At 69.4% G+C, this 14,763-nt stretch carries 15 protein-coding genes and 2 pseudogenes; 9 read left to right on the forward strand and 8 right to left on the reverse strand.

Features of this window, described 5'->3' with window-relative positions:
• Positions 1 to 531: 531 nt before the first annotated feature.
• Positions 532 to 744 (reverse strand): annotated as a pseudogene (locus tag ACFYNO_RS35635) (helix-turn-helix transcriptional regulator); the annotation flags it as partial.
• Positions 745 to 814: 70 nt separating this feature from the next.
• Here ACFYNO_RS35635 and ACFYNO_RS35640 point away from each other — a divergent pair.
• From ACFYNO_RS35640 to ACFYNO_RS35655, 4 genes are all read left to right on the forward strand, one after another.
• The gene (locus ACFYNO_RS35640; RefSeq protein WP_388021695.1) at positions 815 to 1,456 is read left to right on the forward strand and encodes an HAD family hydrolase; all 642 of its coding nucleotides are present in this window, start codon (positions 815 to 817) and stop codon (positions 1,454 to 1,456) included.
• Positions 1,457 to 1,762: 306 nt separating this feature from the next.
• The gene (locus ACFYNO_RS35645; RefSeq protein ID WP_388021696.1) at positions 1,763 to 2,041 is read left to right on the forward strand and encodes a type II toxin-antitoxin system Phd/YefM family antitoxin; all 279 of its coding nucleotides are present in this window, start codon (positions 1,763 to 1,765) and stop codon (positions 2,039 to 2,041) included.
• On the forward strand, positions 2,038 to 2,304 hold the full coding sequence (locus ACFYNO_RS35650; protein WP_388021697.1) for a Txe/YoeB family addiction module toxin: 267 nt from the start codon (positions 2,038 to 2,040) through the stop codon (positions 2,302 to 2,304). The genes ACFYNO_RS35645 and ACFYNO_RS35650 overlap by 4 nt, the downstream gene beginning before the upstream one ends.
• Before the next feature lie 634 nt (positions 2,305 to 2,938).
• Complete coding sequence (locus ACFYNO_RS35655; RefSeq protein WP_388021698.1) at positions 2,939 to 4,072, forward strand: hypothetical protein; 1,134 nt, start codon at positions 2,939 to 2,941, stop codon at positions 4,070 to 4,072.
• Here the strand turns inward: ACFYNO_RS35655 and ACFYNO_RS35660 are convergent.
• Both ACFYNO_RS35660 and ACFYNO_RS35665 read right to left on the reverse strand, forming a co-directional pair.
• Positions 4,048 to 4,512: a hypothetical protein gene (locus ACFYNO_RS35660; RefSeq protein ID WP_388021699.1), complete on the reverse strand. Its 465-nt coding sequence runs from the start codon at positions 4,510 to 4,512 to the stop codon at positions 4,048 to 4,050. The two genes, ACFYNO_RS35655 and ACFYNO_RS35660, sit on opposite strands and share 25 nt — an antisense overlap.
• A 432-nt stretch (positions 4,513 to 4,944) precedes the next feature.
• The gene (locus ACFYNO_RS35665) at positions 4,945 to 5,835 is read right to left on the reverse strand and encodes a UbiA family prenyltransferase (protein WP_388021700.1); all 891 of its coding nucleotides are present in this window, start codon (positions 5,833 to 5,835) and stop codon (positions 4,945 to 4,947) included.
• A 79-nt stretch (positions 5,836 to 5,914) separates the two neighbouring features.
• Here ACFYNO_RS35665 and ACFYNO_RS35670 point away from each other — a divergent pair, with 79 nt between their 5' ends.
• The 5 genes from ACFYNO_RS35670 (at position 5,915) to ACFYNO_RS35690 (ending at position 9,684) form a co-directional block, all read left to right on the forward strand.
• On the forward strand, positions 5,915 to 6,979 hold the full coding sequence (locus tag ACFYNO_RS35670) for a type III polyketide synthase (RefSeq protein WP_388021701.1): 1,065 nt from the start codon (positions 5,915 to 5,917) through the stop codon (positions 6,977 to 6,979).
• A 7-nt stretch (positions 6,980 to 6,986) separates the two neighbouring features.
• Positions 6,987 to 7,508 carry an isoprenylcysteine carboxyl methyltransferase family protein gene (locus ACFYNO_RS35675; RefSeq protein WP_388021702.1) on the forward strand — a complete coding sequence of 174 codons (522 nt, stop codon included), beginning with the start codon at positions 6,987 to 6,989 and terminating at the stop codon, positions 7,506 to 7,508.
• Complete coding sequence (locus ACFYNO_RS35680) at positions 7,505 to 8,518, forward strand: NAD(P)/FAD-dependent oxidoreductase (RefSeq protein WP_388021703.1); 1,014 nt, start codon at positions 7,505 to 7,507, stop codon at positions 8,516 to 8,518. The genes ACFYNO_RS35675 and ACFYNO_RS35680 overlap by 4 nt, the downstream gene beginning before the upstream one ends.
• Before the next feature lie 140 nt (positions 8,519 to 8,658).
• Positions 8,659 to 8,835: a DUF6529 family protein gene (locus ACFYNO_RS35685; RefSeq protein ID WP_388021726.1), complete on the forward strand. Its 177-nt coding sequence runs from the start codon at positions 8,659 to 8,661 to the stop codon at positions 8,833 to 8,835.
• Between the two features lie 267 nt (positions 8,836 to 9,102).
• Entirely contained in the window at positions 9,103 to 9,684 is a 582-nt protein-coding gene (locus ACFYNO_RS35690; protein WP_388021704.1) for a hypothetical protein, read from the forward strand.
• A gap of 513 nt (positions 9,685 to 10,197) precedes the next feature.
• Here the strand turns inward: ACFYNO_RS35690 and ACFYNO_RS35695 are convergent.
• The 5 genes and pseudogenes from ACFYNO_RS35695 to ACFYNO_RS35715 all read right to left on the reverse strand — a co-directional run.
• Positions 10,198 to 10,327, reverse strand: a pseudogene (locus ACFYNO_RS35695) (site-specific integrase); the annotation flags it as partial.
• Positions 10,328 to 10,363: 36 nt separating this feature from the next.
• Complete coding sequence (locus ACFYNO_RS35700; RefSeq protein ID WP_388021705.1) at positions 10,364 to 10,759, reverse strand: thiol-disulfide oxidoreductase DCC family protein; 396 nt, start codon at positions 10,757 to 10,759, stop codon at positions 10,364 to 10,366.
• 49 nt (positions 10,760 to 10,808) lie between these two features.
• Positions 10,809 to 11,954, reverse strand: a complete 1,146-nt coding sequence (locus ACFYNO_RS35705; RefSeq protein ID WP_388021706.1) for an HTTM domain-containing protein — start codon at positions 11,952 to 11,954, stop codon at positions 10,809 to 10,811.
• Positions 11,944 to 12,477: a DUF5819 family protein gene (locus ACFYNO_RS35710; RefSeq protein WP_388021707.1), complete on the reverse strand. Its 534-nt coding sequence runs from the start codon at positions 12,475 to 12,477 to the stop codon at positions 11,944 to 11,946. Before ACFYNO_RS35710 ends, ACFYNO_RS35705 begins: the two co-directional genes overlap by 11 nt.
• Positions 12,478 to 12,969: 492 nt before the next feature.
• Positions 12,970 to 14,211, reverse strand: coding sequence for an ice-binding family protein (locus ACFYNO_RS35715; RefSeq protein ID WP_388021708.1), 1,242 nt, complete (start codon positions 14,209 to 14,211; stop codon positions 12,970 to 12,972).
• Positions 14,212 to 14,763 lie beyond the last annotated feature (552 nt).

The following is a 14,763-nucleotide window of genomic DNA, read 5'->3' on the forward strand; positions in this document are numbered from 1 at the left end:
GGTCAGCGTCCTGCCGGCGATCGCCTCCCCGGCCGCACCGAGGATCCGCAGGCCGGACTCGACCGGACCCGAGACGAAGAACGTCTCCGCCCGCACGTAAGCTGCCGTCGCCAGCATCAGCTCGTCACCCGACCGCTCGGCCGCCCAGCGGACGCGATCGATCAACGTGGTCGACAGGTCGTAGTGCCCCAGCTTGTGCGCGACGGCATCCGCACAGCGGTAGGCCGAAGACAGTAGCCAGAAGGCCAACTCCCGATCGTGGCCCGCGAGGACATCCGCCGCGACGCTCAGTTCCTCCAGCAGCGGCACGACCATCTCGCCCAATGCGCCGTACTGGCAATGCAGCCGCAGGTGCCCGGCCCGAGCGACGTCACGAGCGAGCTCTGGCAGTGGGCGGACCGGATGCCCCAGGTCAGGCGGGCAGTCGTACACGGCCACCACCCGCCGCAACTCCGGAAGGCACGCCTCGCCCCGACTCACGACCGCCCCGGCACCCTCCTCCTCGCCAAGGAGGGCGGAAACCTCGATGCGCAGGGCACGGGCGACTGCCACAGCGAGAGACCAGCTGCCCGGCCGCTGACCCGCTTCGACCTTGCTCACCAGTGACTTCGACACACCCGCGAGGTCCGCCAGCTCCTGCTGAGTCAGCTCGTGCAGGCTGCGCAGCTCGCGTAACCGCTGCCCAAGGTGCTCGGTGGATGCTTTCACATGGCACTCCCGGCCGACCGATACGTTGCGTGCCACGTATTCTCACCCCAGAAGCACGTCAACAGTGCCCAGTTGATGCAACCCACGGCCAACAGGAAGCGACAGCATGGCGATCCGCTCAGTGGTGTTCGACGTCGGAGAGACGCTCATGGACGACACCACCTTCTGGGGCTCCTGGGCCGACTGGCTCGGTGTCCCGAGGCATACCCTCGCCGCCCTCGTCGGCGCCGTCACCGCCCTCGGCCACGACAACGCCGAGGCGCTACGCCTCATCCGCCCCGGCTTCGACCTCACTGCCGAGCGTCAGGCCCGCGAGGACGCTGGCAAGGGCGAGTCCATCAGCGAAACCGACCTGTACCCCGACGCCCGCCCCGGCCTTGCGGCCCTCCAGGCTGCCGGCCTCTGGGTCGGCATCGCCGGCAACCAGACCGCACGAACCGCCGAACTCCTCGCAGACCTCGACCTCCCCGTCGACGCCATCGCAACCTCCGGCCAGTGGGGCGTCGCCAAGCCCGACCCGGCGTTCTTCGCTCGCGTCATCGACTGGGCACCCGGCAACCCCGATGAGATCGTCTACGTTGGCGATCACCGCGACAACGACATCATCGCCGCCAAGGCCGGCGGCCTCCGCACGGCCCACATCCGTCGAGGCCCCTGGGGGTACCTCCAAGCAGGTGACCCCGAACTCAAGGACAACGCCGACTGGCAGATCGACTCCATCATCGATCTGCCGCAGCTTCTGTTGTAGCGGGCCCGTGCGGGGGCCGTACAGGCCCCGCATTGGGCCTCGGATCGTGGTCTCAGTTTTGGTCTCATTCACCCCCGTCCAGCCCGGTTCAGCCGCCGCCCGGCTCGCCCCTCCGCCGCAGGTCAGGACGGGTGTGAACCTCGGCGGACGGCGTTCGGGAGAATTGGAAAGCGTGTTGGGGGCAACCCCTCACGAGTTCGAATCTCGTATCCTCCGCCTTCACGAAGGCCCGGACCGCACCCGCGGTCCGGGCCTTCGTCGTTCACGCTCTGGCTCGCTCGATGGATGTACGTTATTCTGTACAACATGAAGACGATGAGTGCCACCGAGCTCCGCGGCAATCTCGCCGCCGCACTCGATGCCGTCGAGCGCGACGCTGAAGAGCTTGTCATCACACGTGCCGGCCACGAGCCGCTGGTTGTCGTCTCACTGGCGGAGTACGCCTCGCTCCGCGAGACCGACTACCTGCTGCGCTCTCCGGCCAACGCCGACCACCTTCGCCGCTCCCTGCAGGAGTACCGGGAGGGCCGCGCGGTGACCCGCGAACTGATCGACCCCGAAGACCTCACCGAGCAGAGCGCGTGAAGGTCCAGTTCACCGAGCGCGGCTGGAGCGACTACCTGTCTTGGCAGGCCGACGATCGCCGCCTCCTCAAGCGCATCAATCAGCTGATCGACGACATCCGCCGAAACGGCAACGAAGGCATCGGCAAACCCGAACCCTTGCGGCACGAGCTCGCCGGGGCCTGGTCCCGCCGGATCGATCAGGAACACCGCCTCGTCTACATCCTTGACGAGCAGGCCGACGCCGTGTGCGTCATCGCATGCCGCTACCACTACGGCAAGTAGAGCCTGGGACCCTCAGAGAGGCGCGCGCCCTGGTCTCAGTTCTGGTCTCATTCACCCCCGTCCAGCCAGGTTCAGCCGCCGCCCAGCGGTTCGCGCCGCCGCAGGTCAGAACGGGTGCGAACCCCGGCGGACGGCGTTCGGGAGAATTGGAAAGCGTGTTGGGGGCAACCCCTCACGAGTTCGAATCTCGTATCCTCCGCCCTTGCCCGCCAGGGCAAACGTCGGCCCGGACCGCTCAGCGGTTCGGGCCTTCGTCGTCTCGTGGTTGCATTCTTGGTTGCAGTTGACGCCCAGCAAACCCTGGCTCGGAGTCAGCCGGGCGGCCGACTCGGCTTGAGCAATGTCTTCCGGCCTTCCTCGCACGCAGCCCGCCCGGGGGCGCTGTCGATCGTAAGCGGGATGAAAGGCTGGTCGTTGCCTTTGGCAGCCGCCAGCCTCCGCACCCGCATGGCGCGGCGGGGCCGTCGGTCATGCAGAGCCGGCGAGAAAGACCTGGGGCGCGGAATGGAGTGGGTGGCGCCACTGATCTGCTTCCAGCGCCGCCGAGTGCGCCTCCCACCCAGTGCTGCTGTGGCTGGACCGTTGACACAGAGGGAGAGTTCGTTTCCGGCGCCGGTGATGGAGAGGGATCGCGATGACGAGGGACTCCTGGTTCTACCCCAGCGTTATGCAGGCCGACATGACGGAGTGCGGCCTGCAGCCGGGGCGGCGGGCGGAGACCCTGACGCACACCTGGGAGTACAACCGGTGCGTGGTGCCCGAGTTCAGGAACTGGGAGCGGTACGTCGCGCTGGCCCGGCTGGGGGCGGTGGCGATCGTCGCGGAGGTCTTCGGCGACCTGGTGGACGTGCTCTCCGACCGGCCGATCCTGGGCTACGACATCGACGGCCTGTTGGATGAGCTGTTCGGCGACGGCCAGGTGCGCGAGGCGATGGGCCGCGAGTACCGGGCATCACTGCTGATCATGACGGAGAAGTCCACGGGACGTCGCGGCAGCGAGCTGATGCGTCGCTACACCGAGGCGCTGGCCCATTCGCCGTCCGACTGGTTTCGGCTGCGCGACTGCGACGGGATGTTCCGCTTCTACGTGGCCGCCGCGATCGCGTGCAACGATGACGACGCCTGGCTGAGCGAGACGGACAACCGGATCATCACGGAGATCGGCGAAGTGCTCTACGACGCGGTGGCCTTCCACAAGCACCAGGCGGAAGGGGAGATCCACAACACCTTCGCCTACGCCGGCGCCGACCAGCGCGAGGACGCCTACCGGTCCTACCGCCAAGCCCTGTGGGACCTGGACGTCCGCTGGTCACGCACCACGGCCGGGCGCTGCGCAGTCAACTTCGCCCGCTTCGTCGGCGGCCCGATCCACCTGATGATGCGACGCTACCGGTTCGTGGAGGACGGCCTGTGCCTGGGAGCGCCCCGGGACGTCCACATCGTGGAGGAGGCCCGGCGCAACGCCAAGCTGTGGTACCGCATCGATGCCGACACCAGCACACCCGAGGAGCAGGCCCGCTACCAGGCGGTCCTCGCCCAAGCCGACCGGGTGCTGTTCCCCGGGATGGCGGAGATGCTGGAGCGCCCCGAGGGCGAGAAGTGTCCCGACTGCCTCCGCAGGAGGTCCTACGGAGCCGAGCGGGCCGGCGGGTTCGGTGGCGTGGACCTGTGCCCCGGATGCCGCACCAACTGGCAGGACCACCTGCACACCTTCCCCAGCCGCACCGGTCTGGACCAGCGGGATCACGATCGATCGCTGGAGTGCTGAACGGTGATGCCAGCTGCGCGGGCCGGCACGTCGGCGGTCCGCGCCCCCGCCGCGACGGCGTGGTCAGCGCTGCTGGGCAAGCAGCGGTCGTGCTCGGGGACGAACTCGGTCATGATGACGCCGGCGTGATCCGTGGCGACCTCGTTGAGCGACACCGGCCAGCCCTGTCCCTCAAGAGCCGTGCGCAACTCGCGTGAACGCTCGACATCCACCACGGGATCGGCGGTGCCGTGCACCAGCCACACCGGCATGGGTGGCAGCAGGCTGCCACCCATGCGGGCGTCGTCGATCGGGACGGTGCCGGTGGTCGGTACCGCCGATCCGTACGCGCCGGCGATTCCCACGACGGCTTGCGGCCTCCCGTTGCCGGGCGGCGAGGGGAGTTGTCGGTGACCGAGAGCGGTCCGGCGGCCTTCCTCCTGGTGGGCCTGGATGAACACCGCAGGGCGGGACCTGGTCTCAGTTTTGGTCTCATTCACCCCGGTCCAACCGCGTTCACCCGCCACCCAGCCATGCACTACGCCTCAGGTCAGGACAGGTGTGAACCCCGGCGTACGGCGCTGAGGAGAATTGGAAAGCGTGTTTGGGGCAACCCCTCACGAGTTCGAATCTCGTATCCACCGCCGGCAGAAGGCCCGGACCGTTAGAACCCAAGCAGCGGTCGGGGCCTCGTCGTGCTCTGGCCACAGTTCTGGTTGCATTCACTGCCGTTCGGCGCCGTCCGAAGCCCGGCCGAGCAACGGCCCGACTGCAGGCGGGATGCATTCGGGCCGATGCCACCCCAGCTCCCGCATTCCGGCCACGCGGCGGAAGTAGCACAGTCACAGCAACCTGGGCCGGGTCGGTCACGTGACCGACCCGTGCGCACCGTGTCAGGTGAGAGCGGCGACGCGCAGCAGGAGCAGGCCGACATCGAGGGCAGCCAGGGCGACGGTGGCCAGGAAGGGCAACCGGCTTTGCGGATCGGAGCCGGTCGGCAACGCGACGGCGAGCGCCAGCGCGCCGGTGACGGCGAGGGAGACCCAGCCAACGGTGCCAATCCGCCCGCTCGGTCCCAGGATGAGAACGACCGCCCCGGCGAGCAGCAGGCCGGCAGCCAGGAACCTCGCGCCTAGCGGCCCGAGGCGCTGGGGCAGGCCGCGAACGCCTGTCCGCAGATCCCCGTCGATGTCGGGCAGGACGTTGGTGGCGTGGGCGCCCGTACCGAGCAGTGCGCCGGCCACCACTGCCCATCCCGCGGGCCAGGGGTGGCCAGGCAGCGCAAGGGTGACGAAGGCGGGAAGCAGCCCGAATGCCACGGCGTAGGGCAGCCAGGAGAACACGGTGCGCTTGACACCCAGGTTGTATGACCAGGCCGCGGCGACCCCGACCAGGTGGGCCGTGCCGGCTGCGAGGCCGTTCGCCAGCGACAGTGGGATGCACAGCGCGAGCGCGCACCCGGCGGCGACGGCAACGGTCTGTGGGCGCACCGCGCCGGTCGCCAGCGGCTTGTCGCTCCGGCCGGTGGCGAGATCCCGGCGCAGATCGACACGGTCGTTGCACCAGCCCACCGACAGCTGCCCGGTGAGCACCGCCGAGGCCACCAGTGCGCTTCCCGCCACGCTCCGCCCCGAGGCCGCGGCCAGTGCGGTGATCACGACGGTGACGGCGATCGAAGGGGCAGCGTGGGAGGCGGCCAGCAGCCCCCGGACCGGACCGCCCGCGCTGGGAGGCGACGCTACGGCTGCGGCTTCGCACGCCTGCTGGGACCCGGTGGTGTGCACGTCCCCATGCTAGATCGGGCAAACCGCCGAATACCGGTCATTTTGTGATGAATAGTCAGGTCGAACCTATTCTGGCCAGATGACCAGAATCGCGGCTGTCCACGGGGTGCTCCCGCCGCACCGGTACGAACAGGGCGAGATCACAGAAGCCCTGGCGGCGATGTGCCTGCCGCAGGACACGGAGCGTGGCGTCCTGGAGCGGCTGCACGCCACCTCCACGGTCGGCACCCGTCACTTGGTCCTGCCGCTGGAGCGCTACCGGGAGCTGAGCGGTTTCGGGCAGGCCAACGACCTGTTCATCGAAGCCGGGCGGCGGCTCGCCGAGCAGGCACTGACCGGCGCCCTGGCGGAGGCCGGGCTGGCGGCCCAGGACGTCGATCTGGTGATCTCCACCTCGGTGACGGGCATCGCCGCGCCCTCTTTGGAGGCCCGACTGGCCGGGCGCGTGGGCCTGCGGCCGGACGTGAAGCGGGTGCCGATCTTCGGGCTCGGCTGTGTCGCCGGGGCCGCCGGCCTGGCCAGGCTGCACGACTACCTTCAGGGCCATCCCGAGCAGGTCGCGGTCCTGCTCTCGGTCGAGCTCTGCTCGCTCACCCTGCAACGCACCGACACCTCCGTGCAGAACATGGTGGCCGGTGCGCTCTTCGGCGACGGCGCCGCAGCGCTGGTGGCCGTCGGCCGGGAGCACCCACGCTGCCAGGAGTACGCGGGCCCGCAGGTGCTGGCCACCCACAGCCGGCTGTACCCAGGCACCGACCGCGCGCTGGGCTGGGACATCGGCGACACCGGCTTCAAAATCGTGCTCGGCGCCGAACTGCCCGAACTGGTCCGCCTGCACGTCGGCGAGGACGTCCGGTCCTTCCTCGCCGAGCACGACCTGAAGCCGCCGGACATCACCGGCTGGGTCGCCCATCCGGGCGGGCCCAAGGTCCTGGACGCCCTGCGCGAGACACTCGGACTGGACGACACCGCACTCGAGCCGAGCCGACGTTCGCTGGCCGAGGTCGGCAACCTCTCCTCGGCCTCCGTGCTGCACATCCTGCGCGACACCCTCGCCCAGCGCCCGCCGGCGCACGGCAGCCCCGGGCTGCTCCTCGCCATGGGGCCCGGCTTCTGCTCCGAACTCGTCCTGCTGCGCTGGTAGGCCCCACGTGCTCCCCTACACCCTGCTGATCCTCCTGGTCACCGCCGAACGCTTCGCCGAACTCGTCGTCGCGCGACGCAACGCCGCCTGGAGCCGAGCCCGCGGCGGCGTCGAGTACGGGCGCGGCCACTACCCCGTGATGGTCCTGCTCCACACCGGCCTGCTGGTCGGCTGCCTGGCCGAGGCCCACCTGGCCCACCGCCCGTTCGTGCCCGCCCTCGGCTGGCCCATGCTCGCCCTGACGGCGGGTGCCCAGGCCCTGCGCTGGTGGTGCATCGGCACGCTGGGGCCCCGCTGGAACACCCGGGTCATCGTGGTGCCGGGACTGCCGCTGGTCACCACCGGGCCCTACCGGCTGCTCAGCCACCCCAACTACCTCGCCGTCGTCATCGAAGGGGCCGCCCTGCCCCTCGTCCACAGCGCCTGGCTCACCGCCACCGTCTTCACCCTGCTCAACCTTCCGCTTCTCGCCACCCGACTGCGCTGCGAGAACGCCGCGCTGACCCGCCTCGCGCCGGTGCCGGCGTGATCGACCTGTTGATCGCCGGCGGCGGACCCGCCGGCCTCGCCACCGCGATCCACGCCGCCACGGCCGGACTGGAGGTGGTGATCGTGGAACCGCGACCGAGTCCGATCGACAAGGCGTGCGGCGAGGGCCTGATGCCCGGGGGCGTCCGCGCCCTGGCCGAGCTGGGCGTCATGACGGCCGGTCAACCGCTGTGCGGCATCCGCTATCTGGACGGGCGCCGGCTCGCCGAGGCCCGGTTCCGGCACGGTACGGGCCTGGGCGTGCGGCGGACCGCCCTGCACTCGGCACTCTCCCGGCGAGCGGCGGAACTCGGGATCCCGGTCCTGCCGTTGAAGGTCGGCACGGTCCGCCAGGACACCCGAAGCGTGACCACCGCCGGCCTCACCGCCCGGTACCTCGCCGCCGCGGACGGCCTGCACTCCCCCATCAGGCGGCAGTTGGGCCTCGAACTCCCCGACCGGCGAGCACCCCGGCACGGACTGCGGCGGCACTTCGCGGTGGCGCCCTGGACGGACTGCGTGGAGGTGCACTGGTCCGCGCTCGGCGAGGCGTACGTCACCCCGCTGGGCCCGGACCTGATCGGCGTGGCCGTCCTAACCGGGGAGCGAATGCCGTTCGACGCACTCCTGACGGCGTTCCCCGCGCTCCTCCGCCGCCTTCCCGCTCGGGCCGCCTCCGCCGTCCGCGGTGCCGGACCGATGCGCCGACAGGTCCGGGCCAGAGTGGCCGGTCGGGTCCTGCTTGTCGGTGACGCCGCCGGCTACATCGACGCACTCACTGGCGAGGGCCTCTCCCTCGCGCTCGCCGGCGCCGCACACCTGGTGCGCTGTGTACGCGCCGACCGACCGCAGGAGTACGAGCAGGCGTGGCGGCGGGCCACTCGGCGCCACCGCCTGCTCACCGACGCGCTGGTCCGGGTTCGCGCCAGTTCGTTGCTGGCCCCGCGGATCGTCCCGCTGGCCTCCCGCGCTCCCATGCTGTTCACCTCCCTGGTCAACCACCTCACCTGACTGTGACGGCTCCAGCCGCCCGACAGGCGCACGAATGACAGGCCGGCCGCGTCCCGGAACGACCGCTCCAGGTCGCCGCCGCCGACACGGGTTGGGCCGGCACGTCATGAACGGGAAAGCGAAGCGAAACAAGCCACTCCCTGTCCGCATGCTTCTTCTACGGGGCCTTTGCGGCCAAGGCGGTGTTCGTCTGTTCTCGGCGGATGACAGGCTGGCTGCTGCCGCTAGCGGGCGGCACGCTGGTGGTGACCATTGTTGTCGTCTGGTACACGAGCGCGTTGTGGTTCCTCGACGGCTTCCACGTGCCCGGGTTCTGAATTCGAACGTCTGCAGGCCCTTCGTTCCCCGGTGCGATCAGGATCCAGCCGATTGGTCCGGGCATAGCGCTCCCCCACGCTGATGCCGACGGACCTCCCAGTGAGGGCAGTCGGACACCATTGCTGCCTCTTGGTCACCCGCACGAGTGAAAGTCGGCGCGGGGCGTATCGCCCGGGGAAGCGGGTCGGGCATCGGTACGTAACGTGGTTCGGAGACTCGCCGTCGGCGGGCCGTGCCACCGCATCCCCAGGGCCAAGAGGTCTGTCGTGAATCGTGTCATCACCCTTGCTGTTGGTATGGCCGCCGTTGCGGCCTGTGTCTCCGGATGCAGCAGTTCCAGTACCACGGCTTCCTCAACCCCGCGTCCGAGCGCCAGCACCCCGACGACCACCGCCTCCGCCGCTGCCAGCGGTAGCGCCTCCACAACTGCCGGCAGCGCCGCCACGGTGAAGACGGCGAGTTCGCCGCTCGGTCAGATCCTGGTCGACGGCTCCGGCAGGACGTTGTATCTGTTCAAGGCCGATACCGGGACGACCTCGACCTGCAACGGCGCCTGTGCGCAGGCCTGGCCGCCGCAGACCACGACCGGGACACCCAACAGCAGTGGAGTGTCCGCGTCCTTGGTCGCAACGACCGCCCGATCGGACAACTCGACCCAGGTGACCTTCAACGGCCACCCGCTGTACTACTTCGCCGAGGACACAAAGCCCGGACAAACCAACGGTCAGGGCGTCAACGCCTTCGGCAATTCGTGGTACGTGGTCAGCCCCAGCGGTGACGCGGTCACCAGCGCAGCCTCTGCGTCGGCTTCACCGTCGGCCAGCTCCAAGAGCGGCAACGGCTACTGAGTAGCCTCGGGGAGTGGCGTGCTGACTGATGCTCCGTTTCCAGTCCCCGACCCTTCTCACGCCAGCGCTCCGGCATGGCCAGGTCCAGCCGACCGCCCCCGGGGCGAAAGACTGGGCAGGCGTGGAACACGACCCGCTGTCCAAGAGGACGCTGTCGGACCGCCAGGAGGCCACCTGGCCCCGCCTGATCCCACTTCTCGCGCTCCCGCTGCTCGACCTGGGCGACACCGCCTGGCCACTGGGCGGTCCAGCGGCCAACCGACTCTTGGGCGTGCTCGGCGTACAGGAAGGGGATCCGTGCCGGCCGATGTAGGCGACGGACACCAGGGACCGGCCAGCGGCAACAGCAGGGCTCGGGTCGGGAACGTCGGTCCCCGATGAGTCGGCAGCCTGCGGCGGCTCGGCCGGGGACCGGTGGTGTCTGCGTCAACACCACCTCCGGGGAGCCATCGCACGACATCGACGCCGAACAGACGGTCCTCGGCGCGTTCATGTTGGCGCACCAGGCGGTGGATCAGGTCCGGGGGGACGCCGGAGCACGGTCGAGGCGGTGTGGCGGGCGTCGTGGAGGCGGCGGTCACGGATGCCGGCCTCGCGCAGGAGTCGCTTTCCAGTGGTGGTAGTCGGTGCTGGGGTTGAGCGGCTCGGTCGTGCCCGGCGTGAGACAGCGGTCGACAGGTCAGGAGCGGGCCACGGAGCAGGTGGCCGCGCCGGTGCGAATGCGGTGCCTGTTGCGCGACACCACCGCGTAGACCCGCCGGGCGAGGATCCGTACGCCCGGGAGGCCCACCACGGCCGCGGCCACCCGGTACCGGCGGCTCGGGGACGACTCGACGAACCGGATCAGCGCGTCCGCCCCGCCAGCGTGCACCACGCCGTCCTGGAGGAGGAGCACCTCCCGTTCAAGCCGTGCGACGTGCGCGGCGGTGTGCCGGTTCGGCAGAGCCTGCCAGGGGACGGCGGGTGTCCGGGGCGCGGCCAGCTTGCGGATCCCGGCGACCGCGACCTGGCAGAAGCCGCAGTCACCGTCGTAGGCCAGGACCGCTCCCGCCTCGTGCTGCGTGTCGATCACCATTCTCCGTCCATTGCCGCCGCTGGTCCCGTGCGGGTGCCGGTGCTCGGCCTCAGCCGGCAGATCCGGTCTGGGGTGGTACGAGCGGAGCATCGGCCCCGGAGAAGGGCGCCCGCCCCAGGGCGGCATCTCGCCGGACGGTGCGCCGCCACAGCTGTCCCAGCGACTCGTAGAACCGGTCGGGGAGGAATACGGCATCGGCGACGATCATCGCGCCGGAGAAGAGCGGCAAGCCGAGGAGCACCGCGATACCCGCGTGCATACCCAGAAGTGTGACCAGCACGATGTACTTGAGCCTGCCGAAGAGAACGAACGAGAAGGCCACCTGCAGCAGCACCGTGAGGTAGCTCGCGACCGCGACGAAGATCTGGTGGCTGTCCAACATGTCCGACAGCGCGGGCCACGGCCGGAACAGGTCGAGGTTCAGCACGTAGTGGAGGGCGGTCCCGTTGCCCCAGGAGCCTCCCTGCACCTTGTACAACCCAGCGGAGCCGTAGAGGAAGCAGACCTGCGCCGCGATGACGAACATGCCGCAGTTGTGCAGGACTGTGACCAGCAGCCCGCGCGAAGAAGTGAGTTGGTGACAGCCGGGTTCTCCGACGCTCGCCGGCGGAGTGTCAGCCGGTCGGGCGGAGATTCGTCGGCGAGTTCTGCGCGCGTCGAGCGACCAGCACCGGCCGCATGCGGTGCAGGTGAGGTAAACGGCCATCAATAGGATCACGTTGTCTCCTCCGTCCGTCATGAAGATGGCCCTGGCGTGGAATGAGGCCACCACGGCCGCGAACAGCAAGGACGTCGCCCTGGTCCGCCAGCCGAGCAGGAAGAGTGCGGCCGTGACGACGGCGAGGACGTAGCAGGCCTCGAAGTAGGCCGGGCTGTCGGACAGGGTGAGAATGCTGGCCCACCCCGTCTGATCGAACAGCTGCCTCGCCAGACCAGGCGTCCACGGTGACCCGGGGCCCCAGATCTCTTCGCGATGAGGGAACTCCCTTAGCAGGAAGACGAGGTAGAGCAGCCCGTATCCGATCCGCAGCACCGCGGCCGCGTACAGGGAAGTCGGCCGCTCGATCAGGACGATCGCGCGTGCGCCGATACGGGAGAGGGGCTGCCGCGCGGCGGCACGGCCGGGCAGAGACGTGGTCCCGGTGGGAGCGCGGTGCGGCACCGGCGCCGGAGCTGATGCCTGGTCAGTTGCCATTCGAAGTCACCTTCCACCACGGCAGGTACCTGGTGTCGACAGCGGCTTTCGCAGCCGGGGGGCCGTGCGGCGGGGTGGGGGCCGCGATCGGCCGAGTGATCACCCTCAGCTGGATGGCCTGGAATGCGTCGTGCCGATGAGCCGAGACCCGTTGCGCCGCGATGTTACGGAGGTACTGCTGAAACATCAGAGCCCGCGCCGAGTGCGACCGGTCGTCGCCTCCGTGCGTTTCCAGATAGCTGGTCCACGCCCGGCGCAGCATGTTCTGCGTCGTATGACTGGGGAAGACGTTGTGCTTCACGTCGGCGTCATCCAGGGCTGTCAGGTCCAGCCAGTCGCTCACCTGCCGCGTGCCGTCCGCGGAAGTGCTCTCGGTCCTGACCGAGATCTGCCGGGAGAGCGATTCCGGATCCGGCGCGAAAAGTCGCCAGTTCTGCTCGAACAGCGGATAGATCCACGCATTGATCTGCTTGCTGTAACGCTGCGAGATCTGGTTCGAGGGAGCCACGTACAGGAACACCATCAGAACATGAAGGAGGGAGACGGCCAGGCAGAGAGCCCCTGCACCCACCGTCGCCCTCCGCAGCAGCTGCGACTGTCCTGCGCGTCCCGTTGGGGGACCGGGCGCCCCGGCTGGCGGCGGGTCTGCCGACTTCGCCGTGGTGCCGGTCCGCTCCGCGCCCGCCGGTCGGCTCGGTTCCGTCACGGCTGCCGCCCCGTCGACGTTAGAAGTGCGGCTGTGCCCGGCTCGTCCCATCCTGGCTGCTCCCCTCGCATGCGTTCGCTGGTGTTGTGCGCATCCCATTGCCCCCAGCTGACGCACCCGAGCGCCCTACTGTCTTCCCCGGCCGGCGGGCGGCGGGATACAGGGGATCCATCGGGCGCCGCCGCATCCGGCCGGGCGGCACGAGCCGCCACCTGAGGTGGCGGCTCGCTCCCCGGGTACCGCGGTCACACGGGACGCGTGTTGGTAGTTACGCCTCCCGACCCGGGAGATCTGCGGGCCGGGGGTCGGCTAGGAGTTCGCGGACTCACAGCAAGCGCCGGAATCGCACTCGTCGCCGCAAACGCCGCAGTGGTCGTCATGGTCGCAGTGACCGCAGTGGTCGTCATGGTCGCAGTGACCGCAGTGGTCGTCATGGTCGCAGTGACCGCAATCACCGCAGTGGCCGCAGTGGTGCTCGCACCCACACGGCTTGCAGTGCTCATGGCAGTCACCGCAGTGGCCGCATTCGCCGCCCGTTCCCCCGCCGGTGGCGCCTGCCGTCACACCGCCCGTCTCCCCGCCAGTGGCACCTGCCGTCACGCCGGCAGTGGCGCCCGCCGTGGTGGCACCGGTGGTACCACCGGCGATGACGCCGCCCAGGAGACCGCCCGTGGGACCGGCGATCAGACCGCCGGTGGTCGCACCCGTGCCGCCGGTGGCGGCACCGGTACCACCGGTCGTACCGGTCGTGGTGCCGCCGGTCGTACCGGTCGTGGTGCCGCCGGTCGTACCGGTCGTGGTGCCGCCGGTGGACCCGGCGGCGCACGTCTCCCGGGTGATCCGGTTGGTGTCCAGGGTCACGGAACCGTTCCGGGCCAGCGCCCGGCCGTCGATGCTCGCACCGGTTGTCGCGGTGATCGAGGTCAGGGCCAGGATGTTCCCCACGAAGGTGGAGCTCGTGCCGAGCGTGGCGGAGCTTCCGATCTGCCAGAAGACGTTGCACGGCGCGGCGCCATTGGTGAGGATCACGCGGCTGGCGGAGGCCGTCGTCAGAGTAGACCCAGCCTGGAAGACCCAGACGGCGTTGGGATCGCCCTGGGCGTCCAGCGTGAGCGTGCCCGTCAGCCCAAGGGAAGTGGAGGAGTTGTAGACGCCCGGAATCAGCGTCTGACCACCGAGGTCCGCGGAGATGGTGGCGTCCGGCGCCTCACTGGCGGCGTCGTTGTACGCCGTGGTCAGGTCGTTCTGGGCCTGGGCGGCGACAGCATCCGCGGAGTGAATGGTCCCGTTCACCATGCCGGGCGGGAATCCGCTGATGGCCGTTCCCGGACTCACTCCGACGTCTCCCGTGATCACGGAGGACCCGGTGTTGCTGACCGACTGGCCGGCGAGGACCGCGAAGCTGTCCGCCGTGCCGAGGGGAACCGCGGTGGCGATGGCTTGCGCCTGGCCCGGCGTCAGTGCCACCGCGGAGGCGGCGATCAGCGCGATCCCCGCGATCCAGGCGGACGTTCTGTGCCAGTGTGGCGCAGCAGAGAAGTTCAGTGTCATCTAAGAGCCCATTCCTGTGGGGAAATTCGGCGATTATCCGCGATTTGCGTCGACATGCGCGCCGAACCGCTACCTCCGGCAACCCAGTGGGCAGCCAGGACTCGAAAGTCCGTCCCACTCGGCATAAAAGGCTGAGACCAGAATTATTCGGACGTATAATACGTATGCGCTCTATATGAGTGAATCCTGGCCTCCGCGTAGCTCCGGTCTGTCGCCTGCAGACTCATGGATCTCTGGCCGAGTTGGCCGGCCCGGCTGCTCCGGGTCAGGCGGATGCGCTCCTTCCCCTCGACCGTCAGGGGAGTTGACGCCAGCGGGAGGCACTGCGTCGATATGACTTGCAGATCGAAGGAGTTGACAAACCGACAGGACCGCCGATCGAAGATCGACGACCGCCCTGCGATTGAAAACCAGTATCCATAGCCGCGCGCGATTCTCCGCGAGACACTCCGTTCGTCTCCGAAGTGTTTCGGTGACGCTTCCGGCTCCTCGCCCGAATCTACCCACCGAGGCCCCGCGCGGCCGACAGCGCGATGCGTCCGACGGAAGGAC

This window comes from Kitasatospora sp. NPDC006697, from assembly GCF_042869935.1.
GTDB lineage: Bacteria > Actinomycetota > Actinomycetes > Streptomycetales > Streptomycetaceae > Kitasatospora.

What these genes read in the sequence shown, in the direction of transcription:
- ACFYNO_RS35640 (WP_388021695.1), top strand. Translation starts at nt 815, where the DNA reads ATGGCGATCCGCTCAGTGGTGTTCGACGTCGGAGAGACGCTCATGGAC.
- ACFYNO_RS35645 (WP_388021696.1), top strand. Translation starts at nt 1,763, where the DNA reads ATGAAGACGATGAGTGCCACCGAGCTCCGCGGCAATCTCGCCGCCGCA.
- ACFYNO_RS35655 (WP_388021698.1), top strand. Translation starts at nt 2,939, where the DNA reads ATGACGAGGGACTCCTGGTTCTACCCCAGCGTTATGCAGGCCGACATG.
- ACFYNO_RS35670 (WP_388021701.1), top strand. Translation starts at nt 5,915, where the DNA reads ATGACCAGAATCGCGGCTGTCCACGGGGTGCTCCCGCCGCACCGGTAC.
- ACFYNO_RS35700 (WP_388021705.1), bottom strand. Translation starts at nt 10,759, where the DNA reads ATGGTGATCGACACGCAGCACGAGGCGGGAGCGGTCCTGGCCTACGAC.
- ACFYNO_RS35705 (WP_388021706.1), bottom strand. Translation starts at nt 11,954, where the DNA reads ATGGCAACTGACCAGGCATCAGCTCCGGCGCCGGTGCCGCACCGCGCT.
- ACFYNO_RS35710 (WP_388021707.1), bottom strand. Translation starts at nt 12,477, where the DNA reads ATGGTGTTCCTGTACGTGGCTCCCTCGAACCAGATCTCGCAGCGTTAC.
- ACFYNO_RS35715 (WP_388021708.1), bottom strand. Translation starts at nt 14,211, where the DNA reads ATGACACTGAACTTCTCTGCTGCGCCACACTGGCACAGAACGTCCGCC.